Origin of the sequence: Streptomyces diastatochromogenes (assembly GCF_002242805.1) — a bacterium.
In the GTDB taxonomy this organism is placed as follows: Bacteria; Actinomycetota; Actinomycetes; order Streptomycetales; family Streptomycetaceae; genus Streptomyces; species Streptomyces diastatochromogenes.
In genome coordinates, this window is sequence record NZ_MCGQ01000041.1 from 18,550 (window position 1) to 39,193 (window position 20,644).

Annotated in this window: 19 protein-coding genes; 3 read left to right on the forward strand and 16 right to left on the reverse strand. The window is 72.1% G+C overall.

All coding sequences use genetic code 11. From position 1 onward, the window contains the following. Window positions 1-11: 11 nt before the first annotated feature. The 4 genes from BEK98_RS36825 to BEK98_RS36840 all read right to left on the reverse strand — a co-directional run bounded on the left by BEK98_RS36825 (window position 12) and on the right by BEK98_RS36840 (window position 4,704). Window positions 12-1,091 (reverse strand): PhoH family protein, encoded by a 1,080-nt coding sequence (locus tag BEK98_RS36825; protein WP_094221116.1) that lies wholly within the window; start codon window positions 1,089-1,091, stop codon window positions 12-14. A gap of 225 nt (window positions 1,092-1,316) precedes the next feature. Further along, window positions 1,317-2,441: a carbohydrate kinase family protein gene (locus BEK98_RS36830; protein ID WP_244202140.1), complete on the reverse strand. Its 1,125-nt coding sequence runs from the start codon at window positions 2,439-2,441 to the stop codon at window positions 1,317-1,319. An 80-nt stretch (window positions 2,442-2,521) separates the two neighbouring features. Continuing rightward, window positions 2,522-3,811: a glucarate dehydratase family protein gene (locus tag BEK98_RS36835; RefSeq protein ID WP_094221118.1), complete on the reverse strand. Its 1,290-nt coding sequence runs from the start codon at window positions 3,809-3,811 to the stop codon at window positions 2,522-2,524. After that, entirely contained in the window at window positions 3,808-4,704 is an 897-nt protein-coding gene (locus tag BEK98_RS36840; protein ID WP_244202141.1) for a 5-dehydro-4-deoxyglucarate dehydratase, read from the reverse strand. The genes BEK98_RS36835 and BEK98_RS36840 overlap by 4 nt, the downstream gene beginning before the upstream one ends. 238 nt (window positions 4,705-4,942) lie before the next feature. On the opposite strand from BEK98_RS36840, the gene BEK98_RS36845 reads away from it, so the two are divergent. Further along, on the forward strand, window positions 4,943-6,175 hold the full coding sequence (locus BEK98_RS36845; RefSeq protein WP_094221120.1) for an MFS transporter: 1,233 nt from the start codon (window positions 4,943-4,945) through the stop codon (window positions 6,173-6,175). Here BEK98_RS36845 and BEK98_RS36850 read toward each other — a convergent pair. The 10 genes from BEK98_RS36850 to hrcA all read right to left on the reverse strand — a co-directional run bounded on the left by BEK98_RS36850 (window position 6,139) and on the right by hrcA (window position 17,000). Next, on the reverse strand, window positions 6,139-7,131 hold the full coding sequence (locus BEK98_RS36850) for an adenosine deaminase (protein WP_167444344.1): 993 nt from the start codon (window positions 7,129-7,131) through the stop codon (window positions 6,139-6,141). The genes BEK98_RS36845 and BEK98_RS36850 overlap by 37 nt on opposite strands. A gap of 20 nt (window positions 7,132-7,151) precedes the next feature. Next, the gene (locus BEK98_RS36855) at window positions 7,152-8,057 is read right to left on the reverse strand and encodes a ribonuclease Z (RefSeq protein WP_094221121.1); all 906 of its coding nucleotides are present in this window, start codon (window positions 8,055-8,057) and stop codon (window positions 7,152-7,154) included. Between the two features lie 6 nt (window positions 8,058-8,063). Then, window positions 8,064-8,417 (reverse strand): histidine triad nucleotide-binding protein, encoded by a 354-nt coding sequence (locus BEK98_RS36860; protein WP_094221122.1) that lies wholly within the window; start codon window positions 8,415-8,417, stop codon window positions 8,064-8,066. A gap of 122 nt (window positions 8,418-8,539) precedes the next feature. Then, window positions 8,540-11,749 carry a S41 family peptidase gene (locus tag BEK98_RS36865; RefSeq protein WP_094221123.1) on the reverse strand — a complete coding sequence of 1,070 codons (3,210 nt, stop codon included), beginning with the start codon at window positions 11,747-11,749 and terminating at the stop codon, window positions 8,540-8,542. A gap of 45 nt (window positions 11,750-11,794) precedes the next feature. After that, window positions 11,795-12,307, reverse strand: coding sequence for a hypothetical protein (locus BEK98_RS36870; protein ID WP_094221124.1), 513 nt, complete (start codon window positions 12,305-12,307; stop codon window positions 11,795-11,797). A gap of 163 nt (window positions 12,308-12,470) precedes the next feature. Further along, window positions 12,471-12,863, reverse strand: coding sequence for a VOC family protein (locus tag BEK98_RS36875; protein ID WP_094221125.1), 393 nt, complete (start codon window positions 12,861-12,863; stop codon window positions 12,471-12,473). A gap of 15 nt (window positions 12,864-12,878) precedes the next feature. Further along, window positions 12,879-13,631, reverse strand: coding sequence for a 16S rRNA (uracil(1498)-N(3))-methyltransferase (locus tag BEK98_RS36880; RefSeq protein WP_094221126.1), 753 nt, complete (start codon window positions 13,629-13,631; stop codon window positions 12,879-12,881). Then, window positions 13,628-14,746 (reverse strand): nitronate monooxygenase, encoded by a 1,119-nt coding sequence (locus BEK98_RS36885; RefSeq protein WP_094221127.1) that lies wholly within the window; start codon window positions 14,744-14,746, stop codon window positions 13,628-13,630. Before BEK98_RS36885 ends, BEK98_RS36880 begins: the two co-directional genes overlap by 4 nt. A 100-nt stretch (window positions 14,747-14,846) precedes the next feature. After that, window positions 14,847-15,983, reverse strand: coding sequence for a molecular chaperone DnaJ (dnaJ, locus tag BEK98_RS36890; protein WP_094221128.1), 1,137 nt, complete (start codon window positions 15,981-15,983; stop codon window positions 14,847-14,849). Then, on the reverse strand, window positions 15,984-17,000 hold the full coding sequence (hrcA, locus tag BEK98_RS36895; RefSeq protein WP_094221129.1) for a heat-inducible transcriptional repressor HrcA: 1,017 nt from the start codon (window positions 16,998-17,000) through the stop codon (window positions 15,984-15,986). Between the two features lie 162 nt (window positions 17,001-17,162). Here hrcA and BEK98_RS36900 point away from each other — a divergent pair, with 162 nt between their 5' ends. Together BEK98_RS36900 and BEK98_RS36905 are read left to right on the forward strand one after the other, a co-directional pair. Next, complete coding sequence (locus tag BEK98_RS36900) at window positions 17,163-17,885, forward strand: MBL fold metallo-hydrolase (protein WP_094221130.1); 723 nt, start codon at window positions 17,163-17,165, stop codon at window positions 17,883-17,885. Between the two features lie 34 nt (window positions 17,886-17,919). Further along, entirely contained in the window at window positions 17,920-18,732 is an 813-nt protein-coding gene (locus BEK98_RS36905) for a DUF3097 domain-containing protein (RefSeq protein WP_094221131.1), read from the forward strand. On the opposite strand, the gene BEK98_RS36910 is transcribed toward BEK98_RS36905, so the two are convergent. Both BEK98_RS36910 and hemW read right to left on the reverse strand, forming a co-directional pair. Further along, entirely contained in the window at window positions 18,710-19,288 is a 579-nt protein-coding gene (locus BEK98_RS36910) for a Uma2 family endonuclease (RefSeq protein WP_094221260.1), read from the reverse strand. The two genes, BEK98_RS36905 and BEK98_RS36910, sit on opposite strands and share 23 nt — an antisense overlap. 99 nt (window positions 19,289-19,387) lie before the next feature. Beyond that, a complete protein-coding gene (gene hemW, locus BEK98_RS36915) occupies window positions 19,388-20,620 on the reverse strand; it encodes a radical SAM family heme chaperone HemW (RefSeq protein WP_094221261.1) in 1,233 nt (410 codons plus the stop codon). Window positions 20,621-20,644: the final 24 nt, after the last annotated feature.

Here is a 20,644-nt window from a genome sequence, read left to right on the forward strand (position 1 = left end):
GTCGTGCTGGTCTACTTCCCCTTGGAGCCCTTGGCACCGGGCCTGCCATGGCCGCCCTTGTGGGCGCCGTTCTCGGTGCCGTGCTTGCTGTCGTACAACTCGTACGCGTCGACGATACGGCCCACCAGCTTGTGCCGTACGACATCGTGGGACGACAACCGGGAGAAGTGGACGTCCTCGACGCCCTCCAGGATCTCCTGCACCTGCCGCAGACCGCTCTTGGTGCCGTTCGGCAGGTCGACCTGCGTCACGTCACCGGTGATCACGATCTTCGAGTCGAAGCCGAGGCGGGTGAGGAACATCTTCATCTGTTCGGGGCTCGTGTTCTGGGCCTCGTCGAGAATGATGAAGGCGTCGTTGAGCGTGCGGCCGCGCATGTACGCGAGCGGCGCGACCTCGATCGTGCCCGCCGCCATCAGCCGCGGGATCGAGTCCGGGTCGAGCATGTCGTGCAGCGCGTCGTACAGCGGGCGCAGGTAGGGGTCGATCTTCTCGTAGAGCGTGCCCGGCAGGAAGCCGAGGCGCTCGCCGGCCTCGACCGCGGGACGGGTCAGGATGATCCGGTTGACCTGCTTGGACTGCAGGGCCTGTACGGCCTTGGCCATGGCCAGATAGGTCTTGCCGGTACCGGCGGGGCCGATGCCGAAGACGATCGTGTGCTTGTCGATCGCGTCGACGTACCGCTTCTGGTTGAGGGTCTTGGGGCGGATGGTGCGTCCACGCGAGGACAGGATGTTCTGCGTCAGTACCTGGGCCGGGGTCTCCGGTCCGTCGCTCGTCCCGTTCTCGCTCGCCTTGAGCATGGCGATCGAGCGTTCCACTGCGTCCTCCGTCATCGGCTGCCCGGTGCGGAGCACCAGCATCATCTCGTCGAACACGCGCGAAATAAGGGCGACGTCCGCAGGGTCGCCGACCGCGCTGATCTCATTGCCCCGGACATGTATGTCGGCTGCCGGGAAGGCCTTCTCGATCACGCGCAGAAGGGAGTCACCGGAACCCAGCACGGTCACCATGGGGTGCTGGGCGGGGACGGTGAGCTGCGCTCGTGCCTGCTCCTGCGCGGGGGTGTGAGCTGTGGGTGTCTGAGTCATGGGCCGGCGCTGTAGGCCTGCGGTTCCTCCTCGTCACGGCCGCATAGCTGAGGGCGGCCTCGCGATTCCAGGGTACGACGGTGGACTGACAAGACCGTAGGGCTTTTCACAGGGCGACTTTTCCGCCTACCGAGTCGGGATGGGGGTCCCCCCGCGCGAGCGAAGCCGAGCGTGGGGGAGGGTGGGCATAGGTCGGGGGTCCAGGGGGCGGAGCCCCCTGGTACATCAGCTGAACCGACGGAACCCAATGGTCGGCACCGCCCGCCGCAGGGGCCACGGCCGGTCCAGTTCCTCCGGCACCAGCCCCTCAAGGAACGCGAACCTCCGCAACGCCATCGGCTCCTGCCCTGGAAGGGACTGCACCCTCCGCCACCAGGCCCCGATCTCCGACCACCCGGGCGCTGAGAGCGACCCCCCGAACTCCTGCACGGACAGAGCCGCCGTAAGCCCCGCGAAGGCGAGCCGGTCGGCGAGCGACCACCCGGCCAGCGTCCCGGTCACGAACCCGGCCACGAACACATCCCCCGCCCCGGTCGGATCCAGCGCCTCCACCGCGATCGCGGGCACCTCGGCCGTCTCCCCCGTACGCCGGTCCACCGCGTACGCCCCCTCCGCCCCGAGCGTCACCACCGCCACCGGCACATGCTCGGTCAGCGCGTGCGCCGCCGCCCGCGGGCAGTCCGAGCCGGTGTACCGCATCGCCTCCTGCGCGTTGGGCAGGAACGCCTCGCAGTGGGCGAGGTCGGCGAGGCCCGCCAGGTCCCAGGCCCCGGTGTCGTCCCAGCCGACGTCCGCGAAGATCCGGGTGCCCGCACGGGCGGCCTGGGCGATCCAGGGGGCCCGCGTGCCGGGGGTGAGCGAGGCGACGGCCGCACGCGCGCGGGGCGGGACGTCCGGCGCCGGCTCCTCCGGCGGCGGCTCGTGGCCGTGGGACACCATGGTCCGCTCGCCCTCGTAGGCCATGGAGACGGTCACCGGCGAGTGCCAGCCGGGCACCGTCCGCGAGAGGGTGAGGTCGATGCCCTCGCCCTGGGCCAGCGCGTCCCAGCAGTACTCCCCGTAGTGGTCGTCCCCGAAGGCCGCCGCGAGGGACGTCCTCAGACCGAGGCGGGCGAGCGCGGCGGCCATGTTGGCGACCCCGCCCGGGCTGGAGCCCATCCCCCGGGCCCAGGACTCGGTGCCGCGCACGGGCGCCGAGTCCAGGCCGGTGAAGATGATGTCGAGGAAGACCGTGCCCGTGAGGTAGACGTCCCAGGGCGGATCGTCCGGTGCGCGCAGCGCGGCCAGCGGGTCGATCTGGGCCCGGCAGGGCGCTGCCCGCGTGAGGTGTTCCGGTTCCTCTCCGGCGATCGTGTGGGACGGGGTCACGGTGCGCTCCCTGAGGTGATGCGGATCTGGCCAGTGTGCACCAGATCCCACCTGGGGCGCGGCTACCAGCGGGGCATCACCGGTGTCCGCCATTCCGGCTCGGCCACCCGCATCGCCGCCGCGTCGTCCCGCTCGCGCATCGTGCCGTCGTCCTCGGCCCACCGCCGGTGCAGCCGGGCCAGCTCGTCCCGGTCCAGTTCGACGCCGAGGCCGGGCGCGTCCGACACCGCGACCCTGCCGTCGGTGAAGGCGAGCCGTTCGGTGAGGACGTCCTCGGACTGCCAGGGGTAGTGGGAGTCGCAGGCGTGGTGGAGGTTGGGGACCGTGGACGCCACCTGGGTCATGGCGGCGAGGCTGATGCCGAGGTGGGTGTTGGAGTGCATGGACACCCCGACGCCGAAGACGTCGCAGATCGCGGCGAGGTGCCGGGTGTTGCGCAGTCCGCCCCAGTAGTGGTGGTCGGAGAGCACCACTTGGACGGCGTCCTCGGTGAACGCCTCCTTGATCTCGCCGAACGTGGTCACGCACATGTTGGTGGCGAGCGGGACGTCCGTCCCGGCCGACACCTCGGCCATCGCCGGGGTGCCCAGCGTCGGGTCCTCCAGGTACTCCAGGACGTCCCCGAGTTCCTTGGCCACCTTCAGCGAGGTCTCGACGGACCAGGCGCCGTTGGGGTCGAGCCGCAGCGGGTGTCCGGGGAAGGCCTCGGCGAGGGCGCGTACGGCCGCGATCTCCTCCTCGGGCGGGAAGACGCCGCCCTTGAGCTTGAAGGAGGTGAACCCGTACCGCTCCTTGAACTGCCGTGCCTGGGCCACGACTCCGGCCGGGTCCAGGGCGGCGCCCCAGTCGTCCGGCTCGGCGGGGACGCCCTCGGGGTGGCCGGCCCACTTGTAGAACAGGTAGGCGCTGTACTCGACCACGTCCCGCACCCGGCCGCCGAGCAGTGCGTGCACGGGCAGCCCGAGCGCCCGGCCCTGGGCGTCCAGGCAGGCCACCTCGAAGGCGGAGAGCACGGACAGCCGCAGTTTGTCGGCGCTCTGCACGCCCCGCAGACCGCCGGCGTCCACGGCTCCCCTGATCCGGTCCTCGTCCACGGCGAGGTCCAGGGAGAACAGCCCGTTCACATCCATGACCGAGCGTCCGGGGAGGCGCTCGGCGAGGGGGCGGGCCAGCTCCAGGTACTTGGTGTCGCCGTAGGTCTCGCCGAACCCGGTGATCCCGTCGGCCGTGACGACCTCCACGATCAGCCGGGGCGTGTACGGCTGGTGCACGCCCTGGGTGTTGAGCAGCGGCGCGTCGGCGACCAGGATCGGCGTCAGCCGCACCTCGGCGATGGTCAGGTCACGGGTCACAGGGAGGCTCCTACGAGGTCGAGTCCGGCGGTGAGGAGGGCCTTCAGGTCGGCGAGGTCGGCGGGCGAGGGGTCGGTGAGCGGGGCGCGGACGGGGCCGACGCGTTCACCGCGCAGCCGGGCCGCCGCCTTCACCAGGGACACCGCGTATCCGGGTGCGCGGTCGCGGAGTTCGACGAAGGGGACGTAGAAGTCCCGCAGCAGCTTCTCGGTCGTGCCGTGGTCGCCGCTCTGCAGGGCGGCGAAGAAGGCGTCCGCGATCTCGGGCGCGAAGGCGTGCACGGCGGAGGAGTAGGCGGGGACGCCGACGGTGGCGTAGGCGCGGGCCTGGATCTCGGCGGTGGCGGCGCCGTTGAAGAACAGGAAGTCCTCGGGAGCGGCGAGGGTGAGGCGCTGGAGGCGGTCGAGGTCACTGTGGCCGTCCTTGAGGCCGATGACGTTCGGGATGCGCGCGATGCGCCGCAACGAGGCCACCGTATAGGCGACCTGGCCGCGCTGGTAGGCGACGATCGGCAGCCGGGTGCGGGCGGCGAGCTGCTCCAGCTGGGCGGCGAGGCCCTCCTGCGGGGCGGCGACGAGGTAGTGCGGCAGCACGAGCAGGGCGTCGGCGCCGGCCTCCTCGGCGATCCGCGCGAACCGGGCGGCCTGCGCCCAGCCGTACCCGGTCCCGGCCACCACCGGCACCCGGCCCGCCGCCTCCTCGACGGCGACGGTGACGACCTGCCGGTACTCGTCCTCGTCCAGCGAGAAGAACTCGCCGGTGCCGCAGGCCGGGAAGACGGCCCCGGGCCCGGCCGCGAGCCGCGCGGCGACATGGGCGCGCAGGCCGTCGGGGTCGAGGGAGCCGTCGTCGTGGAAGGCGGTGAGCGGGAAGGACAGCACGCCGTGCGCCATGCCCTCCCGCAGCCGCCGCGTCACGTCCTGCGGAGTCGGGTCGCCGTCCACCTGACCATCTCCCCTTCTGAATGCCGTCTATATATGCGAACAGAGCCTAGCGGCCCGCTTCTACCCGCGCCTACCGACCCCAAACGCAACAGTGACCCGGATCACCCCCACCGACCTTCTTCTCCCACCACGTGCTTGATACAACTTGCTCGCTGAGCCGCTCCTTTCGCACGCCCTGGGAACGCCCGTGTCCGCCCCCCGCACCATGCCCTGGCCCCTCGTCGCCCTCTTCACGGCCGGGTATCTCGCCCCCTACCTGCTGCCGACCACCGTCGGCCGGCTCGACACCGGGCTTCCGCTCTCCGCCACCCAGGCCGGGGCCATCGGCAGTGCGCTGCTGCTGAGTTCGGCGGCGGCGGGGTTCCTGCTGGCCTCCCGGATCGAGCGGATCGGCGCCCGCACCCTCGCCCGGCTAGGGCTCGCGCTCGCCTTCCTCGGCTACGGCGGGGCCGCGCTCACCGGGGTCGTACCGGCCGTCGTCGCGGGCGCGCTGGTCGGCGGGTTCGGGTCCGGTACGGTCACGGCGGTCGCCGCCGGCGGCATCGCCGCACAGCGTGACCCGCACCGGGTCACCACGTTCGGCCTGCTCGGCGTCTCCGCCCTCGCGGGCGCCCTCTACCTGACGATCCCGCACCTGGGCCCCGGCCACGGGCAGCCGCTCGCCGCCATCGCCCTGACCGCCCTCGCGGTCTGGCCGCTCACCGGCCGCCTGTCCGGCCGTACGGCCCCGGCCCGCACCCACACCCACACCCGACGCGGCCGGCTCCCCCACCTCCGCGCCGGTCTGCTGCTGGCCGCCGCCATGCCCTGCTGGTCCCTCGTGCAGAACGCCCTGTGGGGCGTCAGCGGCCGCATCGGCCTCGACCAGGCGCACCTCACCGAGGTCACCGTCGGCGCGGTGTTCGCGGTCGCGCTCGGCGCCGGGCTGGTCGGGGTCGTGGGCGCGGGCGCGCTCGGGCCGCGGCTGGGCCGGGCGGTGCCGATCGGCCTGGGTACGGCCCTCATCGCGGGCTGTATCGCGCTCAGCGCGTCGGCGACGGACCTGCCGTCCTTCGCCGGGGGCGAGATCGCCTGGAACGTGCTCTATCCGGTCGTGCTGTCGTACGTCATCGGCCTCGCCGCCTCCCTCGACCCGCGCGGCCGCTGGGCGGTGTTCGTCGGCTCGGCGTCCTCCCTGGGCACGGCGGCGGGACCGCTGACCGGGAGCGCGCTGGCGGCGTGGGCGGGCTTCCCGGTCATGGGCGAGATGCTGGCGGTGGGACTGCTGGGGGTGGCGGTGCCGTTGACGGTGGTGGCGCTGCGGGCGGGCAGGCAAACGGTCTCCGTGGTGGAGATCCGGGTGGACACCCCGGCCGTGCCTGCCCAGCCCACGTACGACACCGCCTACCCGAACTCGTACGCCTCGACCTCGGCCAGGTAACGGGCCCGCCGCTCCTCGTCGTCCTCCAGGAAGGAGGCGCGGAAGGAGTTGCGGGCGAGCTCGCGCATCTGCTCCCTCGTCAGACCGAGGGCGTCGCGCACGGCGTGGTAGTTGTCGGCGACGTACCCGCCGAAGTAGGCCGGGTCGTCGGAGTTGACCGTGCACAGCAGACCGGCGTCGAGCATGGCCGGAAGGGGATGGTCCGCGAGGACGTCCACCGCCCGCAGCCGGACGTTGGACAGCGGGCACAGGGTCAGCGGGATGCGCTCCCGGACCAGCCGCTCGACCAGCTCCGGGTCCTCCATGCAGCGCAGGCCGTGGTCGATGCGCTCGACGCCGAGGACGTCCAGAGCCTCGGTGATGTACGCGGGCGGCCCCTCCTCACCGGCGTGCGCCACCCGGCGCAGCCCCAGCCCGGCCGCGGCCTCGTACACCTCCCGGAACTTCACCGGCGGGTGCCCGACCTCGGCCGAGTCCAGGCCGATGCCGGTGATCCGGTCCAGGTAGGGCCTGGCCGCCTCCAGGGTCTCCAGCGCCGAGTCGGCGGACTCGTCGCGCAGGAAGCACAGGATGAGCTTCGTGGAGACGCCGTGGTTCTCCTCGCTGCGGCCGAGCGCCCGCCACAGCCCCTCCACGACCGTGCCCATGGTCAGGCCCCGGGCGATGTGCGCCTGCGGGTCGAAGAAGATCTCCGCGTGCCGCACGCCCTGCGCGGCGGCGCGGGCGAGGTAGGCGTCGGCCAGGTCCGCGAAGTCCTGCTCGGTGCGCAGGACGGCCATCAGCTCGTAGTACAGGTTCAGGAAGGACTGGAGATCCTCGAACTGGTACGCCTTGCGCAGCTCGTCGGTGTCGGCGTAGGGCAGCTCGACACCGTTGCGGGCGGCCAGCTCGAAGGCCAGCTCGGGCTCCAGGGTGCCTTCGATGTGGAGGTGCAGTTCTGCTTTGGGGAGGGGCATCAAAGCATCGTAATCGTGCTTCAGCCGCGCTTCGGGACCGGCACTCGCAGCAGATCGTGCGCCACGGTCAGCTCCCCCTCGAACCCGGCGTCCCGCGCCTGCCGCTCGAACTCCTCGGGGTCGGAGTAGCGCTGGCTGAAGTGGGTGAGCACGAGGTGCCGTACGCCGGCGTCCCGCGCGACCCGAGCGGCCTGACCGGCCGTCAAGTGCCCGAAATCGACGGCGAGTTCCTCGTCCTCGTCCAGGAAGGTGGACTCGATGACGAGCATGTCGCAGCCCTCGGCGAGCGCGTGCACCGCGTCGCACAGCCGCGTGTCCATGACGAACGCGAACCGCTGCCCGCGCCGCACCTCGCTGACGTCGTCGAGCCGCACGCCCCCGAGGACGCCCTCGCGCTGGATCCGCCCGACGTCCGGCCCCTTGATCCCGTGCGCGGCGAGCCGCTCGGGCAGCATGCGGCGCCCGTCGGGCTCCACGATCCGGTAGCCGTACGACTCGACGGGGTGGGACAGCTTCCTGGCCTGCAGGGTGTACGACCCGGTCACGGCGAGGTCGCCGTCGGCGTCGACCGGTGCCTCGGTGAGCTGGACGGTCTCCCGGTACGCGGTCGCGTACCGCAGCCGGTTGAAGAAGCGCTGGCCGGAGCGCGGGTAGTGGGCGGTGATCGGGTGCGGCACCTTGTCCAGGTTGATCCGCTGGATGACTCCCGCCAGGCCCAGGGAGTGGTCCCCGTGGAAGTGCGTGACGCAGATCCGGTTCAGGTCGTGGGCGGCGACCCCGGCGCGCAGCATCTGCCGCTGTGTGCCCTCGCCGGGGTCGAACAGGATGCCCTCGCCGTCCCAGCGCAGCAGGTAGCCGTTGTGGTTGCGATGCCGGGTCGGGACCTGGCTGGCGGTGCCGAGGACCACCAATTCACGTACGGACATGGCGACTTATCCGGGGGGCCATTCCATGCCACGGCCGCCGAGCACATGCGCGTGGGCGTGCCACACGGTCTGGCCGGCGCCGCTGCCGGTGTTGAAGACGATGCGGTAGCTCTCCAGCTTGTCCTCGTCGGCGACGACCTGGGCCTCGCGCAGTATGTCGGCGGCGATGCCCGGTTCCGCGGCGGCGAGTTCGGCCGCGTTCTTGTAGTGCACCCTGGGGATCACCAGGACGTGCGTGGGCGCCTGGGGGTTGATGTCCCGGAAGGCGACGGTCGTCTCCGTCTCACGGACGATCGTCGCCGGGATGTGACCCCCGACGATCTTGCAGAACAGGCAGTCGTCCTGCGGCTCTCCTGCCATAGCGCTGCGCTCGCTTTCGCCGGTGATCAGTTACGGGGGCATCGTAGTCGGTTGGGTGCGGCTCGGTGGGGGCTGGTCGCGCCCACGCGGCGGAGCCGCATATCGACACAGCCCCGCGCCCCTTAGGTGGGCAGGCCTGGCGGAGTTTTGGGCGGCCGTTGCTCCAGTGCCTCCAGCGCCAGGCTGATTGCCTTGTCCAGTTGGGTGTCCCTGTCCGCCGCGTAGTCCTGGGGGCGCTGGACGATCTCCACGTCGGGGTCCACGCCGTGGTTCTCGACGCCCCACTCGTAGCCCTCCAGCCAGAACGCGTACTTCGGCTGGGTGATCAGGGTGTCGTCGACCAGGTGGTAGCGGCTGTCGATGCCGATGACTCCGCCCCAGGTGCGGGTGCCGACGACCGGGCCGATACCGAGGGCCTTGATCGCCGCGTTGACGATGTCGCCGTCGGAGCCGGAGAACTCGTTGGCGACGGCGACGACGGGTCCGCGGGGCGCGTCCTGCGGGTAGCTGTACGGCCGCATGCCGCGGGGCAGCGCCCAGCCGACGATCCGCCGGGCCAGCTTCTCCACGACGAGCTGGGAGGTGTGGCCGCCGCGGTTCTCGCGGACGTCCACGACCAGGCCCTCGCGGGCCACCTCGACGCTCAGGTCGCGGTGGATCTGGGCCCAGCCGGGCGCCTGCATGTCCGGCACGTGGAGGTAGCCGAGGCGGCCGCCGGACGTCTCGTGGACGTAGGCGCGGCGGTCGGCGACCCAGGCGTGGTAGCGCAGGGGCTCCTCGTCCGCGAGGGGGACCACGACCGCGTGCCGGGGGTCTCCCCCGCCGGCCGGCGAGATGGTCAGCTCGACCGGCTTCCCGGCCGTACCGATCAGCAGCGGGCCGGGGCCGGTGACCGGGTCGACCGGCTGTCCGGCGACCGCGACGATCGCGTCCCCGGGGCGCACGGCGACACCGGGCGCGGCGAGCGGGGACCGGGCCTCCGGGTCGGAGGTCTCCGCGGGGAGGATGCGGTCGATGCGCCAACTGCCGTCCTCGTGGCGGGAGATGTCGGCGCCGAGCAGGCCCTGCCGGGCGCCGTTGCCGTGGCCGCCGCGCGGCATGACGTAGGCGTGCGAGGTGCCGAGTTCGCCCTGCACCTCCCACAGGAGGTCCACCAGGTCGTCGTGGGTGGCGAGGCGGTCCAGGAGGGGGCGGTAGCGGTCGAGGACGCCGTCCCAGTCGACGCCGCTCATGTCCGGCCGCCAGAAGTTGTCCCGCATGATGCGGCCGGTCTCGTCGTACATCTGCCGCCATTCGACGGCCGGGTCGACGGTCTGCCGGATCCGGGTCAGGTCGACGGTGATGTTCGAGTCGCTGTCCTCGTCGTCGGAGGCGCGCCGGTCGGCGGGTACGACCTTGAGCCGGCTGTCGGTCCACAGCAGGACCCGCTTGCCGTCGCCGCTGACCTCGAAGTAGTCGGCGTCGGCGGCGAGGTGCTCCAGGCGCTGCTGGGCGAGGTCGTACCGCTCCAGCTCGGTCTTGGGGTCCGGGTCGTCGGGAGTGGCCCGGGAGGAGCCGAGGACGCCGCGCACCGGGTAGCGGAGCCAGAGCACGCCGTCCTTGGCGGTGCGCAGGTTGGCGTAGCGGCCGGCCTCGACCGGGAAGGGCACGATGCGGTCGGCGAGGCCGTCGAGGTCGATCCGGGTCGCCGGGGCGCCCTCGCTGTCGGGCGTCTCCTCCTTGTCGGGGGTCCCGAAGGGCCGGCCGTGCCGCTGCGGTCCGAACGGGGACGGCGTGGTCGCGGCGAGGGTGATCAGGTACGGGCGGACGCCCTCGACGAAGGCGAGGTCGAAGACGTGCTCGTCGTAGACCGGGTCGAAGGAGCGGCTGGAGAGGAAGGCGAGGTGCTTGCCGTCCAGGGTGAAGGCGGGCGCGTGGTCCTGGAAGCGCAGCGGGGTCGCCTCGGTGACCGACAGGTCGGTGGTGTGGGCGATGCGGAGCTGGCTGAGCGGCCGCGGGCCGGGGTGGGACCAGGCGAGCCAGCCGGAGTCGGGTGAGAAGGCGAGGCCGCTGACGTCCCCGTCCTCGCTGCGGTCCACCTCACGGACCTCGCCGCTCTCGCGCTCCACCAGCAGCAGCCGCCCGTCGTGCGCGGCGACGGCGGCCCGGCTGCCGTCGGGCGCCATGGCCAGCTCCAGGACGCGGCCGAGCTGTCCGGCGGCGATCCGGCGCGGGACGGCGCCGGGTGCGACGCCGGTGGCGGGCGCGAACTCCAGGGCGTCCTCGCCCTCGGCGTCCGTCACCCACACCACCCATTCCTCGCTCTCCGCGCGGAAGGTGCGCGGCAGCCGGGCCCGTACACCGGGCTGTGCGGCCAGCGCGCGGGCCGGGCCGGAGCGGTGGGTGACCCAGTGGACGGCGCCGCGCACGGCGACCGCGCTGCCGCGCGCGGTGTGGTCGGGGGCGGCGTGCCCGAACCAGCGGGAGGCGTTCACCGGCCGGGGCTGCAGGTCGACGCGCGGGCCGCCGAGCCGGACGTCCAGGCGGCGCGGTTCGGCGCCGTCGAGGTCGTCGAGCAGCCAGAGTTCGCCCGCGCTGGAGTAGACGACCCGGCGGCCGTCGGAGGCGGCGTGCCGGGCGTAGAAGCCGTCGAGGGGGGTGTGGCGCCGCAGGTCCGTCCCGTCGGCGAGGGAGGAGTACAGGGCCCCGGTGCCCTCGTGGTCGGACAGGAACGCGATCCGGTCCCCCGCCCACAGCGGGTACTCGAGGTTGCCGTCCAGCTCCTCGTGCAGCCGCACGAACTCGCCGTCGCCATCGCGGTCGATCCACAACTTGCCCGCCGTACCGCCCCGGTAGCGCTTCCACCAGGCGGCCTCGCGGCCCATCGGGGCGGACAGCAGCACGGTGTGCGGGCCGTGCACGACGTCGCCGACCGGCCCGTACGGCAGGGTGGCGGCGGGTCCGCCGTCCAGCGGGATCGCCCGCGCCCAGCTGCGGCGCAGGCTCGCCTGGCCCTGGGTGCTGACCGCGAGGACCTCGCCGTCCGGGGTCCAGCCACGCACCTGGGTCTTCGAACTCCCCCAGTACGTCAGCCGCTTGGCGGGCCCGCCGGCGACCGGGGCGATGTGCACCTCGGGGGCGCCGTTGCGGGTGGAGGTCCAGGCGACGGTCGTACCGTCGGGCGAGATGCGGGGGTGGGTCACCGGCACGTTGTCGGCGCTGACCCGCCAGGCCCGCCCGCCGTCCAGGGGTGCCAGCCATACGTCGTCCTCGGCGGTGAAGGTCACCAAGTCGCCGTGGACATGGGGGAATCGGAGGTAGCCGGAAGATCCCGTCGAAGCGCCCTGAGTCACCCCGTCACTTTACGCAGCGACCGGCGAACGCGCCCCCGGTTTCGATCACTTGCCCTGCGCGGGCCAGCAGGTCGGGTCGCCCTTGCACCAGATCGTCCGCGTGACGGTGACGGTGACGGTCGGCTGCCCGCCGCTGGGCCGGTAGGTGACGGGCGGGGCGAACGTCGGGCCCGGCGTGGCCTTGCAGTTGCCCAGCCCGCCGACGTGGAACACCTGCTTCCGCTCGACCCTGGCCGTCAGGTCCCCGCGCACACAGGCACCGTCGACGGCGCTGGTCACGATCCCGGCGACGGTGATCTTCCGTCCGTCCCCGGTCTGCCCCTGGCAGTCGACGTTGACGACGGTGGTCCGCGTCGGCGAGGGAGACCTCGTGGGCGTCCGGCTGTTGCCGTAGTTCCCGGTGCAGGTCAGCCAACTCACGTTCACGTGCTGCCGTCTCAGCTCGTCGGTCGCGGTCTTGTCGGTGGTGTACGCCACCGCGGCCGAGCCGAGATCCGCCGGCTGGCACGCGACCACCGCACCCACGGCCACCACGGCGAGCCCGGCCCCGGCCAGCACACGCGCGGGTCCCGACCGACGCCGAATCCGCCTCAATGCCCCCATGAAGGGCAGCGTGCCACCGGCCTGCGCGCGGCGGAAGGTCGCATACGGCCACTCGTCAGTTCGGAGCCACCACCATCGGATGATCCGGAGCCGTAGGGCGCGGACCAGCCGGCTGACCTCAGCCCCGCAGCAGGAGCCACTCCTGGAGTTCCACCAGGTTGCCCTCGGGGTCCTTGAGGTGGGCCACGCGCATGCGGTCGGTCATGGGGGCCGGGCCGTGGAGCAGGGTGGCGCCGCGGGAGGTGATCTGCTCGCAGTAGGCGTCGAGGTCGTCGACGCGCAGGACGACCAGGGAGCGGTGGCCGGTGGCCGTCCCGCCCAGCTCGTCCAGGAGCTCGGCCATCATGGCGCGGTCCTGCAGGGCGATCCCGGCGGAGCCGGCGTGCGGGCTGAACTTCTCGTACGGGCCCTCGGTCGCGCCGGACTGCGGCTTGAGGCCGAGGACTTCGGCGTAGAAGCGGTAGCAGGCGGCGAAGTCGGTGACGAGGAGCCGTATCTGGGCGAGTTCCATCCGTTCCCCCAGGTGTCAGGACCAGCGGCCGGTGCGGCCGAGGAGGAGGGCGGTGGCCGCGGTGCCCGCGGTCGACGTGCGCAGCACGCTGCGCCCGAGCCGGTAGGCCTTCGCGCCCGCCTCCTCGAAGAGCGACAACTCCTCGGGGGAGACGCCGCCTTCGGGGCCGACGACCAGCACGATCTCGCCGGTGGCGGGGAGTTCGGCGGTCGCCAGCGGCTCACTGCCGTAGTCGCGGTCCTCGTGCAGGACGGCGGCGAAGTCGGCTTTGGCGAGAAGTGCGGCAACCTGTTTGCTCGTCGCCGCGTCCGCCACCTCCGGGAAGCGCAGGCGGCGGGACTGCTTGCCGGCCTCGCGCGCGGTGGCCCGCCACTTGGCGAGCGCCTTGAGGCCTCGGTCGCCCTTCCACTGGGTGATGCAGCGGGCGGCCGACCAGGGCACGATCGCGTCGACGCCGGTCTCGGTCATCGTCTCCACGGCCAGTTCGCCGCGGTCGCCCTTGGGGAGGGCCTGGACGACGGTGATACGGGGGCTGGGCTCGGGTTCCACGGGGAACGCGAAGGGCTCGACGACCAGGTGGTCCTTCCCCGACGCGCTGAGGACGACCCCGGCCGCGCCCCGGCCCTTCCCGTCGGTGACCACCACGTCCTCGCCGGGCTGCAACCGCCGTACGGAGACCGCGTGCCGCCCCTCGGGGCCCGTCACGTCGATGATCGATCCGGGGCCCACGCCCTCCAGGGAGTCGACGACGAACACCGGCGCGGTCATCGGAGGTCGCCCTTGGCCGACAACGCTGTCCTGGCCGCGTCGAGTTCGCCGACGAGGACCTCCAGCAGCTCCCCGGCCGGCAGCTCCCGGGCCATCCGGTGCCCCTGGCCCGCCCACAGCGCCATGCCCTGCGCGTCCCCGGCCTTGGCCGCGGCCTTGCGCAGCGGCGAGGTCAGGTGGTGGATCTCGGGGTAGGCGGCGGGGGCGTACGGGCCGTGCTCGCGCAGGAAGCGGTTGACCAGTCCGCGCGCCGGGCGGCCGGAGAAGGCGCGGGTCAGCTCGGTGCGGGCGAACAGGGGGTTGGTCAGCGCCTGCTTGTGCAGGGCGTTGGCGCCGGACTCGGGGGTGGCGAGGAACGCGGTGCCCAGCTGGGCCGCGCTCGCGCCCGCCGCGAGGACGGCGGCGATCTGGCTGCCGCGCATGACGCCGCCGGCGGCGACGACCGGGATGCTCACGGCCTCCCGGATCTGGGCGATCAGCGCGAGCAGGCCGATGCCGGAGCCGTCGTTCTCCGGGATGTCCCGGTGGGTGCCCTGGTGGCCGCCGGCCTCCACGCCCTGCGCGATCACCGCGTCCGCCCCGGCCCGCTCGACCGCGAGGGCCTCCTCGGCGGTGGTGGCGGTGACCAGGGTGAAGGTTCCGGCACGGCGGAGGGAGTCGAGGACATCCCGGCTCGGGACACCGAAGTGGAAGGAGACGACCGCCACCGGGTTGTCCAGGAGCACGGCGAGCTTGGCGTCGTAGCCGTCGTCCCGGCCGCTGTCGGGGTCGCCCAGCTCGGTCTCGTACCAGGCGGCCTCACCGGCCAGCTGGTGGGCGTAGACCTCGACGGCGCCAGAAGGGGGCGCGGCGTTGGCCGCTCCGGTGGAGCCGGTGCTCGCACCGGGATACTCGGGCTGGGGCATGAAGAGGTTCACGCCGAAGGGCCGGCTCGTGAGCCCCCGCAGCTGCTTGATCTCCTGGTACATGCCGTCGGCGGTCTTGTATCCGGCGGCGAGGAACCCGAGACCGCCCGCCTCGGACACGGCGGCGGCGAGCTGCGGGACGGAGACACCGCCCGCCATGGGGGCCTGCACGATCGGGTGGGGGAAGAGATCGGTCAGTGCGGAGGACATGACGGCATGTTGTCACGTCCTCCGAACAAGTCCGAATCCGGGCTTCCCACGGCATAGGCCACCGGCATACGGGGTGTCGAAGCACCCCGTTTACGACGGCTCAGCGCCCGTTGAACGCATCCTTCAACCGCGAGAACAGACCCTGCTGCCCCGGCTGGAACTGCCCCTGCGGCCGCTCCTCGCCCCGCAGCTTCGCCAGCTCTCGCAGCAGCCGCTCCTGCTCGGGGTCGAGCTTGGTCGGGGTCGTGACCTCGACGTGGACGATCAGGTCACCCCGGCCGCCGCCGCGCAGATGCGTGACGCCCCGGCCGTGCAGCGGGATCGACTGGCCGGACTGGGTGCCGGGCCGGATGTCGACCTCCTCCATGCCGTCCAGGGTCTCCAGCGGCACCTTGGTGCCGAGGGCCGCCGCCGTCATCGGGATCGTGACCGTGCAGTGCAGGTCGTCACCGCGCCGCTGGAAGGTCTGGTGCGGCAGCTCGTGGATCTCGACGTACAGGTCACCGGCCGGACCGCCACCGGGGCCGACCTCGCCCTCGCCGGCCAGCTGGATCCGCGTGCCGTTGTCGACACCGGCCGGGATCTTGACCGTGAGCGTGCGACGCGACCGTACGCGACCGTCGCCCGCGCACTCCGGGCACGGGGTCGGCACGACCGTGCCGAAGCCCTGGCACTGGGGGCAGGGGCGGGAGGTCATGACCTGGCCCAGGAAGGACCGGGTCACCTGGGAGACCTCACCGCGGCCGCGGCACATGTCACACGTCTGGGCGGACGTGCCGGGAGCCGCGCCTTCACCGTTACAGGTGTTGCAGACGACCGCCGTGTCGACCTGGATGTCCTTGGTCGTCCCGAAGGCCGCCTCGTCCAGCTCGACCTCGATGCGGATCATCGCGTCCTGGCCGCGCCGGGTGCGCGAGCGCGGGCCGCGCTGCGACGCCGTACCGAAGAACGCGTCCATGATGTCGGAGAAGTTGCCGAAGCCACCGGCCCCGAAGCCGCCCGCACCGGCGCCGCCCGACTGGGAGAGCGGGTCGCCGCCGAGGTCGTAGACCTGCTTCTTCTGCGGGTCCGACAACACCTCGTAAGCGGCGTTGATCTCCTTGAACCGCTCCTGGGTCTTCGGATCGGGGTTGACGTCCGGGTGCAGCTCGCGCGCGAGCCGACGGAACGCCTTCTTGATCTCATCCTGCGACGCGTCGCGGCGCACGCCGAGAACGGCGTAGTAGTCCGTGGCCACTTACGACTCCGCCAGGATCTGTCCGACGTACCGTGCCACTGCGCGTACCGCTCCCATCGTTCCCGGGTAGTCCATGCGGGTCGGTCCGACCACGCCGAGCTTGGCAACCGCCTCGCCGCCCGAACCGTAGCCGACCGACACGACGGAGGTGGAGTTGAGTCCTTCATGGGCGTTCTCGTGCCCGATGCGCACGGTCATGCCCGGATCCTTCGCCTCGCCGAGGAGCTTGAGGAGCACGACCTGCTCCTCGAGGGCCTCCAGGACGGGCCGGATCACCAGGGGGAAGTCATGTCCGAAGCGGGTGAGATTGGCGGTGCCGCCGATCATCAGCCGCTCCTCGTTCTCCTCGACCAGTGTCTCCAGCAGAGTGGAGAGCACTGCGGAGACCGTACCGCGGTCCTCGACGTCGAAGGCCTCGGGCAGGTCCTCGACCAGCCGCGGCACGTCGGTGAACCTGCGGCCCGCGACCCGGCTGTTCAGCCGGGCCCTGAGGTCCGCCAGGGACGCCTCGCCGAAGGGAGCCGGGCAGTCGACCATCCGCTGCTCGACCCGGCCGGTGTCCGTGATCAGCACGAGCATCACGCGCGCGGGGGCGAGCGAGAGCAGCTCCACGTGCCGCACGGTGGACCGGGTCAGGGACGGGTACTGCACGACGGCGACCTGCCGGGTCAGCTGCGCGAGCAGCCGGACCGTACGGGCCACGACGTCGTCGAGGTCGACGGCGCCCTCCAGGAAGTTCTGGATCGCCCGGCGCTCGGGCGCGCTCATCGGCTTGACGCCCGCGAGCTTGTCCACGAACAGCCGGTAGCCCTTGTCGGTGGGGATACGCCCGGCACTGGTGTGCGGCTGGGCGATGAACCCCTCGTCCTCCAGGGCCGCCATGTCGTTGCGCACGGTCGCCGGGGAGACACCGAGGTTGTGCCGCTCGGTGAGCGCCTTGGAGCCCACCGGCTCCTCGGTGCCCACATAGTCCTGGACGATGGCGCGCAGCACCTGAAGCCTGCGTTCACTCAGCATTCGCGCGCACCTCCAGCATGTCGTCCCCTCGGCCCTTCCGGTCGCCCGCCTGGCACTCTGTGTGTCCGAGTGCCAGCCTTCCCCAGCCCAGTGTACGGGCGTGGGGTACTCACTGGGCAAGGTCGGTCCTGCTCTACCGGGTTGTACCGCTAGCGTCGCGGTATGACGGTGACTTGGGAAGAGCTGGGGTGGGAGCGGCTGGCGCCCGGGGTGGGCCGGTGCCGGCTGCCCGGCTGGGACTGCACCGTGGGCCTGGTTCTCGGCGCGGGTACGGCGCTGATGGTGGACGCCGGATCGAGCCCGGCCGAGGGCGGGCGGCTGCGGGCGGCGGCGCAGCGGCTGGCGGGGCACGATGTGACCCATCTCGCGCTCACCCATCCCCACTTCGACCACGTCTTCGGCACGGCCGCCTTCACCGGGGCGGAGACGTACGCGGCCGTGGGCATCGACGCGGTGTTCGCGTACGAACGCGAGGAGCTGCGCCAGGACGCGGTCAGGAACGGCCTGCCGGCCCCGGACGCGGACGAGGCCGTCGCCGCCCTCCCCTCTCCCCGCCACCTGGTCTCCGGCGAGTGGACGCTGGATCTCGGCGACGGCCGCCAGGCGCTGCTGGCCAACGTGGGCCCCGGCCACACGGCCCACGATCTCGCGGTGCTCGTCCCCGGCACCCCGGAGATCGTCTTCTGCGGCGACCTGGTCGAGGAGTCCGGCGAACCCCAGGCGGGCCCGGACGCCGTACCGTCCCGCTGGCCCGACGCCCTCGACCGGCTGCTCGCCCTCGGCGGCGAGGACGCGCTGTACGTGCCCGGTCACGGAGCGGTGGTGGACGCGGCGTTCGTACGGCGCCAACGCGACGCGCTGGCAGCGCGTTTCGGCGTGTCGTGAGTGCCGGTCGGCGGCTTCTCCTATCGTCATCCGAATGCGCCAGTACTCGCCGGACCTGACCCCGCCCTGGAAGAAGCCCAAGCCCGTTCCGGAGGTCCCGGCGGAGCCCGGTCTGGTGGTCGAGGAGCCCGGCACCGGCTTCTGCGGCGCGGTGATCCGCTGCGAGGCGGGCACGGTGACCCTGGAGGACCGCTTCGGCAAGCACCGGGTGTTCCCGCTGGAGCCACGCGGCTTCCTGCTGGAGGGCAGGGTGGTGACGCTGGTGCGCCCGTCCTCGGGCCCTGTCCGCCCCATCCGTACGGCATCCGGCTCGGTCGCCGTCCCCGGCGCACGCGCGCGCGTGGCCCGCGCCGGCCGCATCTACGTCGAGGGCCGGCACGACGCCGAACTGGTCGAGAAGGTCTGGGGCGACGACCTGCGCATCGAGGGCGTGGTCGTGGAGTACCTGGAGGGCGTGGACGACCTGCCGGCGATCGTGGCGGAGTTCGGACCGGGGCCGGACGCGCGGCTGGGCGTGCTCGTGGACCACCTCGTCCCCGGCACGAAGGAGTGGCGCATCGCGGAGTCGGTGACGAGCGAACACGCGCTGGTCGTCGGCCACCCGTACATCGACATCTGGGAGGCGGTGAAGCCGTCGTCCCTGGGGATCCCCGGCTGGCCCCGGGTGCCGCGCGGGCAGGACTGGAAGACGGGGGTGTGCCGGGCGCTGGGGTGGCCGTCGGACAACACGGGGGCGGTGTGGCAGGCGATTCTGGCGCGGGTGGGGTCTTACAAGGACCTGGAGCCAGAACTGTTGGGGCGGGTGGAGGAACTGATCGACTTCGTCACGGGTAGCGGTGAGGCCTGACGTTGGGGAACGTTCCGAACTCGCTGGTGTCCAGTTCGAGTCCCAGAACGTCCAGCAGCACCGGGTCCCCGAACTTGGTGATCTGTTGCGTCAAATAGTTCGCGTCCTCGTCCTGGCCCTCAGGCCTCGTCAGCAGGACGCACTGCGCCATGATCGGGTCGAGAATGAGATACGCAGGCACCTTGCCTGCCGCGTAGATCGACCTCTTGACCACGTAGTCCTGATGAACGCTGGACTTGGAGACGACCTCGACAACCATGGTGACCAGCTGGGACGGCAGCAGACGGCCCGAGTCGGGCAGAAGGTCTCGCGCGACGACCACCAGGTCTGGTACCGGTTCACTGGCTTCATTCAGGATGTCGACGTCCTGAGTTTGAAGGCGAGACCAACGCGATCGCGGAATCTGGTCCTGTACATCGGCGACGATCATGTTGTGCACGATGTCAGGGCTGGCCATCATCACGATTACCCCCCGGAGAAGCTCCACCTTGACGCCCTCGGGAGGCTCAAGCTCCTCGAAGTACCTGGTCATGTCCCGTTCGTCCACAGCGGTCATCTCCGTGGCCTCCACATCCGCCGCGTACTGTCGGCGGCAGCCTACGAACCAGGTTAGGGACCGAACCCCCACTCCGTGCCGATTCACCCGCCGGAGTGATCAGTCCACCAAGTCCCGCACCACCGCGTCCGCCAGCAGCCGTCCGCGCAGGGTCAGCACAGCCTGTCCCTCGTCGTACGGGCCTTCCTGGAGGAGTCCGTCCGCCAGCGCCCGCCGGGAAGCCGCAAGGCCCTCCTCCTTCAGCAGGGACAGCGGGACGCCCTCCCGCAGCCGCAGCTCCAGCAGGATCCGCTCCACCCGCCGGTCCTCGTCCGACAGCAGCTCGCGCCCGGCACCCGGCGACCGCCCCGACGCCAGCGCCGCCGCGTACGCGCCCGGGTGCTTGACGTTCCACCAGCGCACCCCGCCGACGTGCGAGTGCGCCCCGGGGCCCGCGCCCCACCAGTCCGCGCCCCGCCAGTACAGCTCGTTGTGCAGGCAGCGGGCCGCTTCCGAGGTGGCCCAGTTGGAGACCTCGTACCAGTCGAAGCCCGCCGCCGACATCCGCTCCTCCGCGATCAGGTAGCGGTCGGCGTGGACGTCGTCGTCCGTCATCGGGACCTCGCCGCGGCGGATCCGGCGGGCGAGCTGGGTGCCCTCCTCGACGATCAGGGCGTACGCGCTGATGTGGTCCGGCCCGGCGCCCAGCGCCGCGTCCAGCGAGGCCCGCCAGTCGTCGTCGGACTCGCCGGGGGTGCCGTAGATCAGGTCGAGGTTGACGTGCTCGAAGCCCGCGGCCTTCGCCTCCGCCACGCACGCCTCCGGGCGGCCCGGGGTGTGGGTACGGTCCAGCACGCGCAGCACGTGCTGCTTCGCGCTCTGCATGCCGAAGGAGATCCGGTTGAAGCCGCCCTGCCGGAGGGTGGCGAGGTAGGCCGGGTCGACCGACTCCGGGTTCGCCTCCGTCGTGATCTCCGCGTCCGGCGCGAGACCGAACTCGTCGCGGATCGCGCCCAGCATCCGCACCAGGTCGTCGGCGGCCAGCAGCGTGGGCGTGCCGCCGCCGACGAACACCGTACGGACCTCGCGCGGGTCGTCGCCGAGCACCTTGCGGGCCAGCCGGATCTCGTCGGTCAGGGTGTCGGCGTAGTTGTCCCGGGAGGCGAGCACTCCGCCGGTGCCGCGCAGCTCGGTCGCGGTGTACGTGTTGAAGTCGCAGTAACCGCAGCGGGTCGCGCAGTACGGGACGTGAAGGTAGAACCCGAGGGGTCGGTCGGCGGCACCGGCGAGCGCGGAGGCGGGCAGCGCGCCGTCGTCGGGGACCGGCTCGCCGTCGGGGAGTGCGGAAGGCATGTCCCCCATTGTCCCGTACGGCGC

Bases quoted from the DNA above. Each gene is read 5' to 3' on its own strand.
- BEK98_RS36875 (WP_094221125.1), bottom strand. From the start codon at position 12,863: ATGGAACTCGCCCAGATACGGCTCCTCGTCACCGACTTCGCCGCCTGC.
- BEK98_RS36825 (WP_094221116.1), bottom strand. From the start codon at position 1,091: ATGACTCAGACACCCACAGCTCACACCCCCGCGCAGGAGCAGGCACGA.
- hrcA (WP_094221129.1), bottom strand. From the start codon at position 17,000: ATGCTGAGTGAACGCAGGCTTCAGGTGCTGCGCGCCATCGTCCAGGAC.
- BEK98_RS36840 (WP_244202141.1), bottom strand. From the start codon at position 4,704: ATGGCGCACGGCGTGCTGTCCTTCCCGCTCACCGCCTTCCACGACGAC.
- BEK98_RS36900 (WP_094221130.1), top strand. From the start codon at position 17,163: ATGACGGTGACTTGGGAAGAGCTGGGGTGGGAGCGGCTGGCGCCCGGG.
- BEK98_RS36910 (WP_094221260.1), bottom strand. From the start codon at position 19,288: ATGACCGCTGTGGACGAACGGGACATGACCAGGTACTTCGAGGAGCTT.
- BEK98_RS36880 (WP_094221126.1), bottom strand. From the start codon at position 13,631: ATGACCGCGCCGGTGTTCGTCGTCGACTCCCTGGAGGGCGTGGGCCCC.
- BEK98_RS36860 (WP_094221122.1), bottom strand. From the start codon at position 8,417: ATGGCAGGAGAGCCGCAGGACGACTGCCTGTTCTGCAAGATCGTCGGG.
- BEK98_RS36905 (WP_094221131.1), top strand. From the start codon at position 17,920: ATGCGCCAGTACTCGCCGGACCTGACCCCGCCCTGGAAGAAGCCCAAG.
- hemW (WP_094221261.1), bottom strand. From the start codon at position 20,620: ATGCCTTCCGCACTCCCCGACGGCGAGCCGGTCCCCGACGACGGCGCG.
- BEK98_RS36885 (WP_094221127.1), bottom strand. From the start codon at position 14,746: ATGTCCTCCGCACTGACCGATCTCTTCCCCCACCCGATCGTGCAGGCC.
- BEK98_RS36850 (WP_167444344.1), bottom strand. From the start codon at position 7,131: ATGCCCCTCCCCAAAGCAGAACTGCACCTCCACATCGAAGGCACCCTG.
- BEK98_RS36855 (WP_094221121.1), bottom strand. From the start codon at position 8,057: ATGTCCGTACGTGAATTGGTGGTCCTCGGCACCGCCAGCCAGGTCCCG.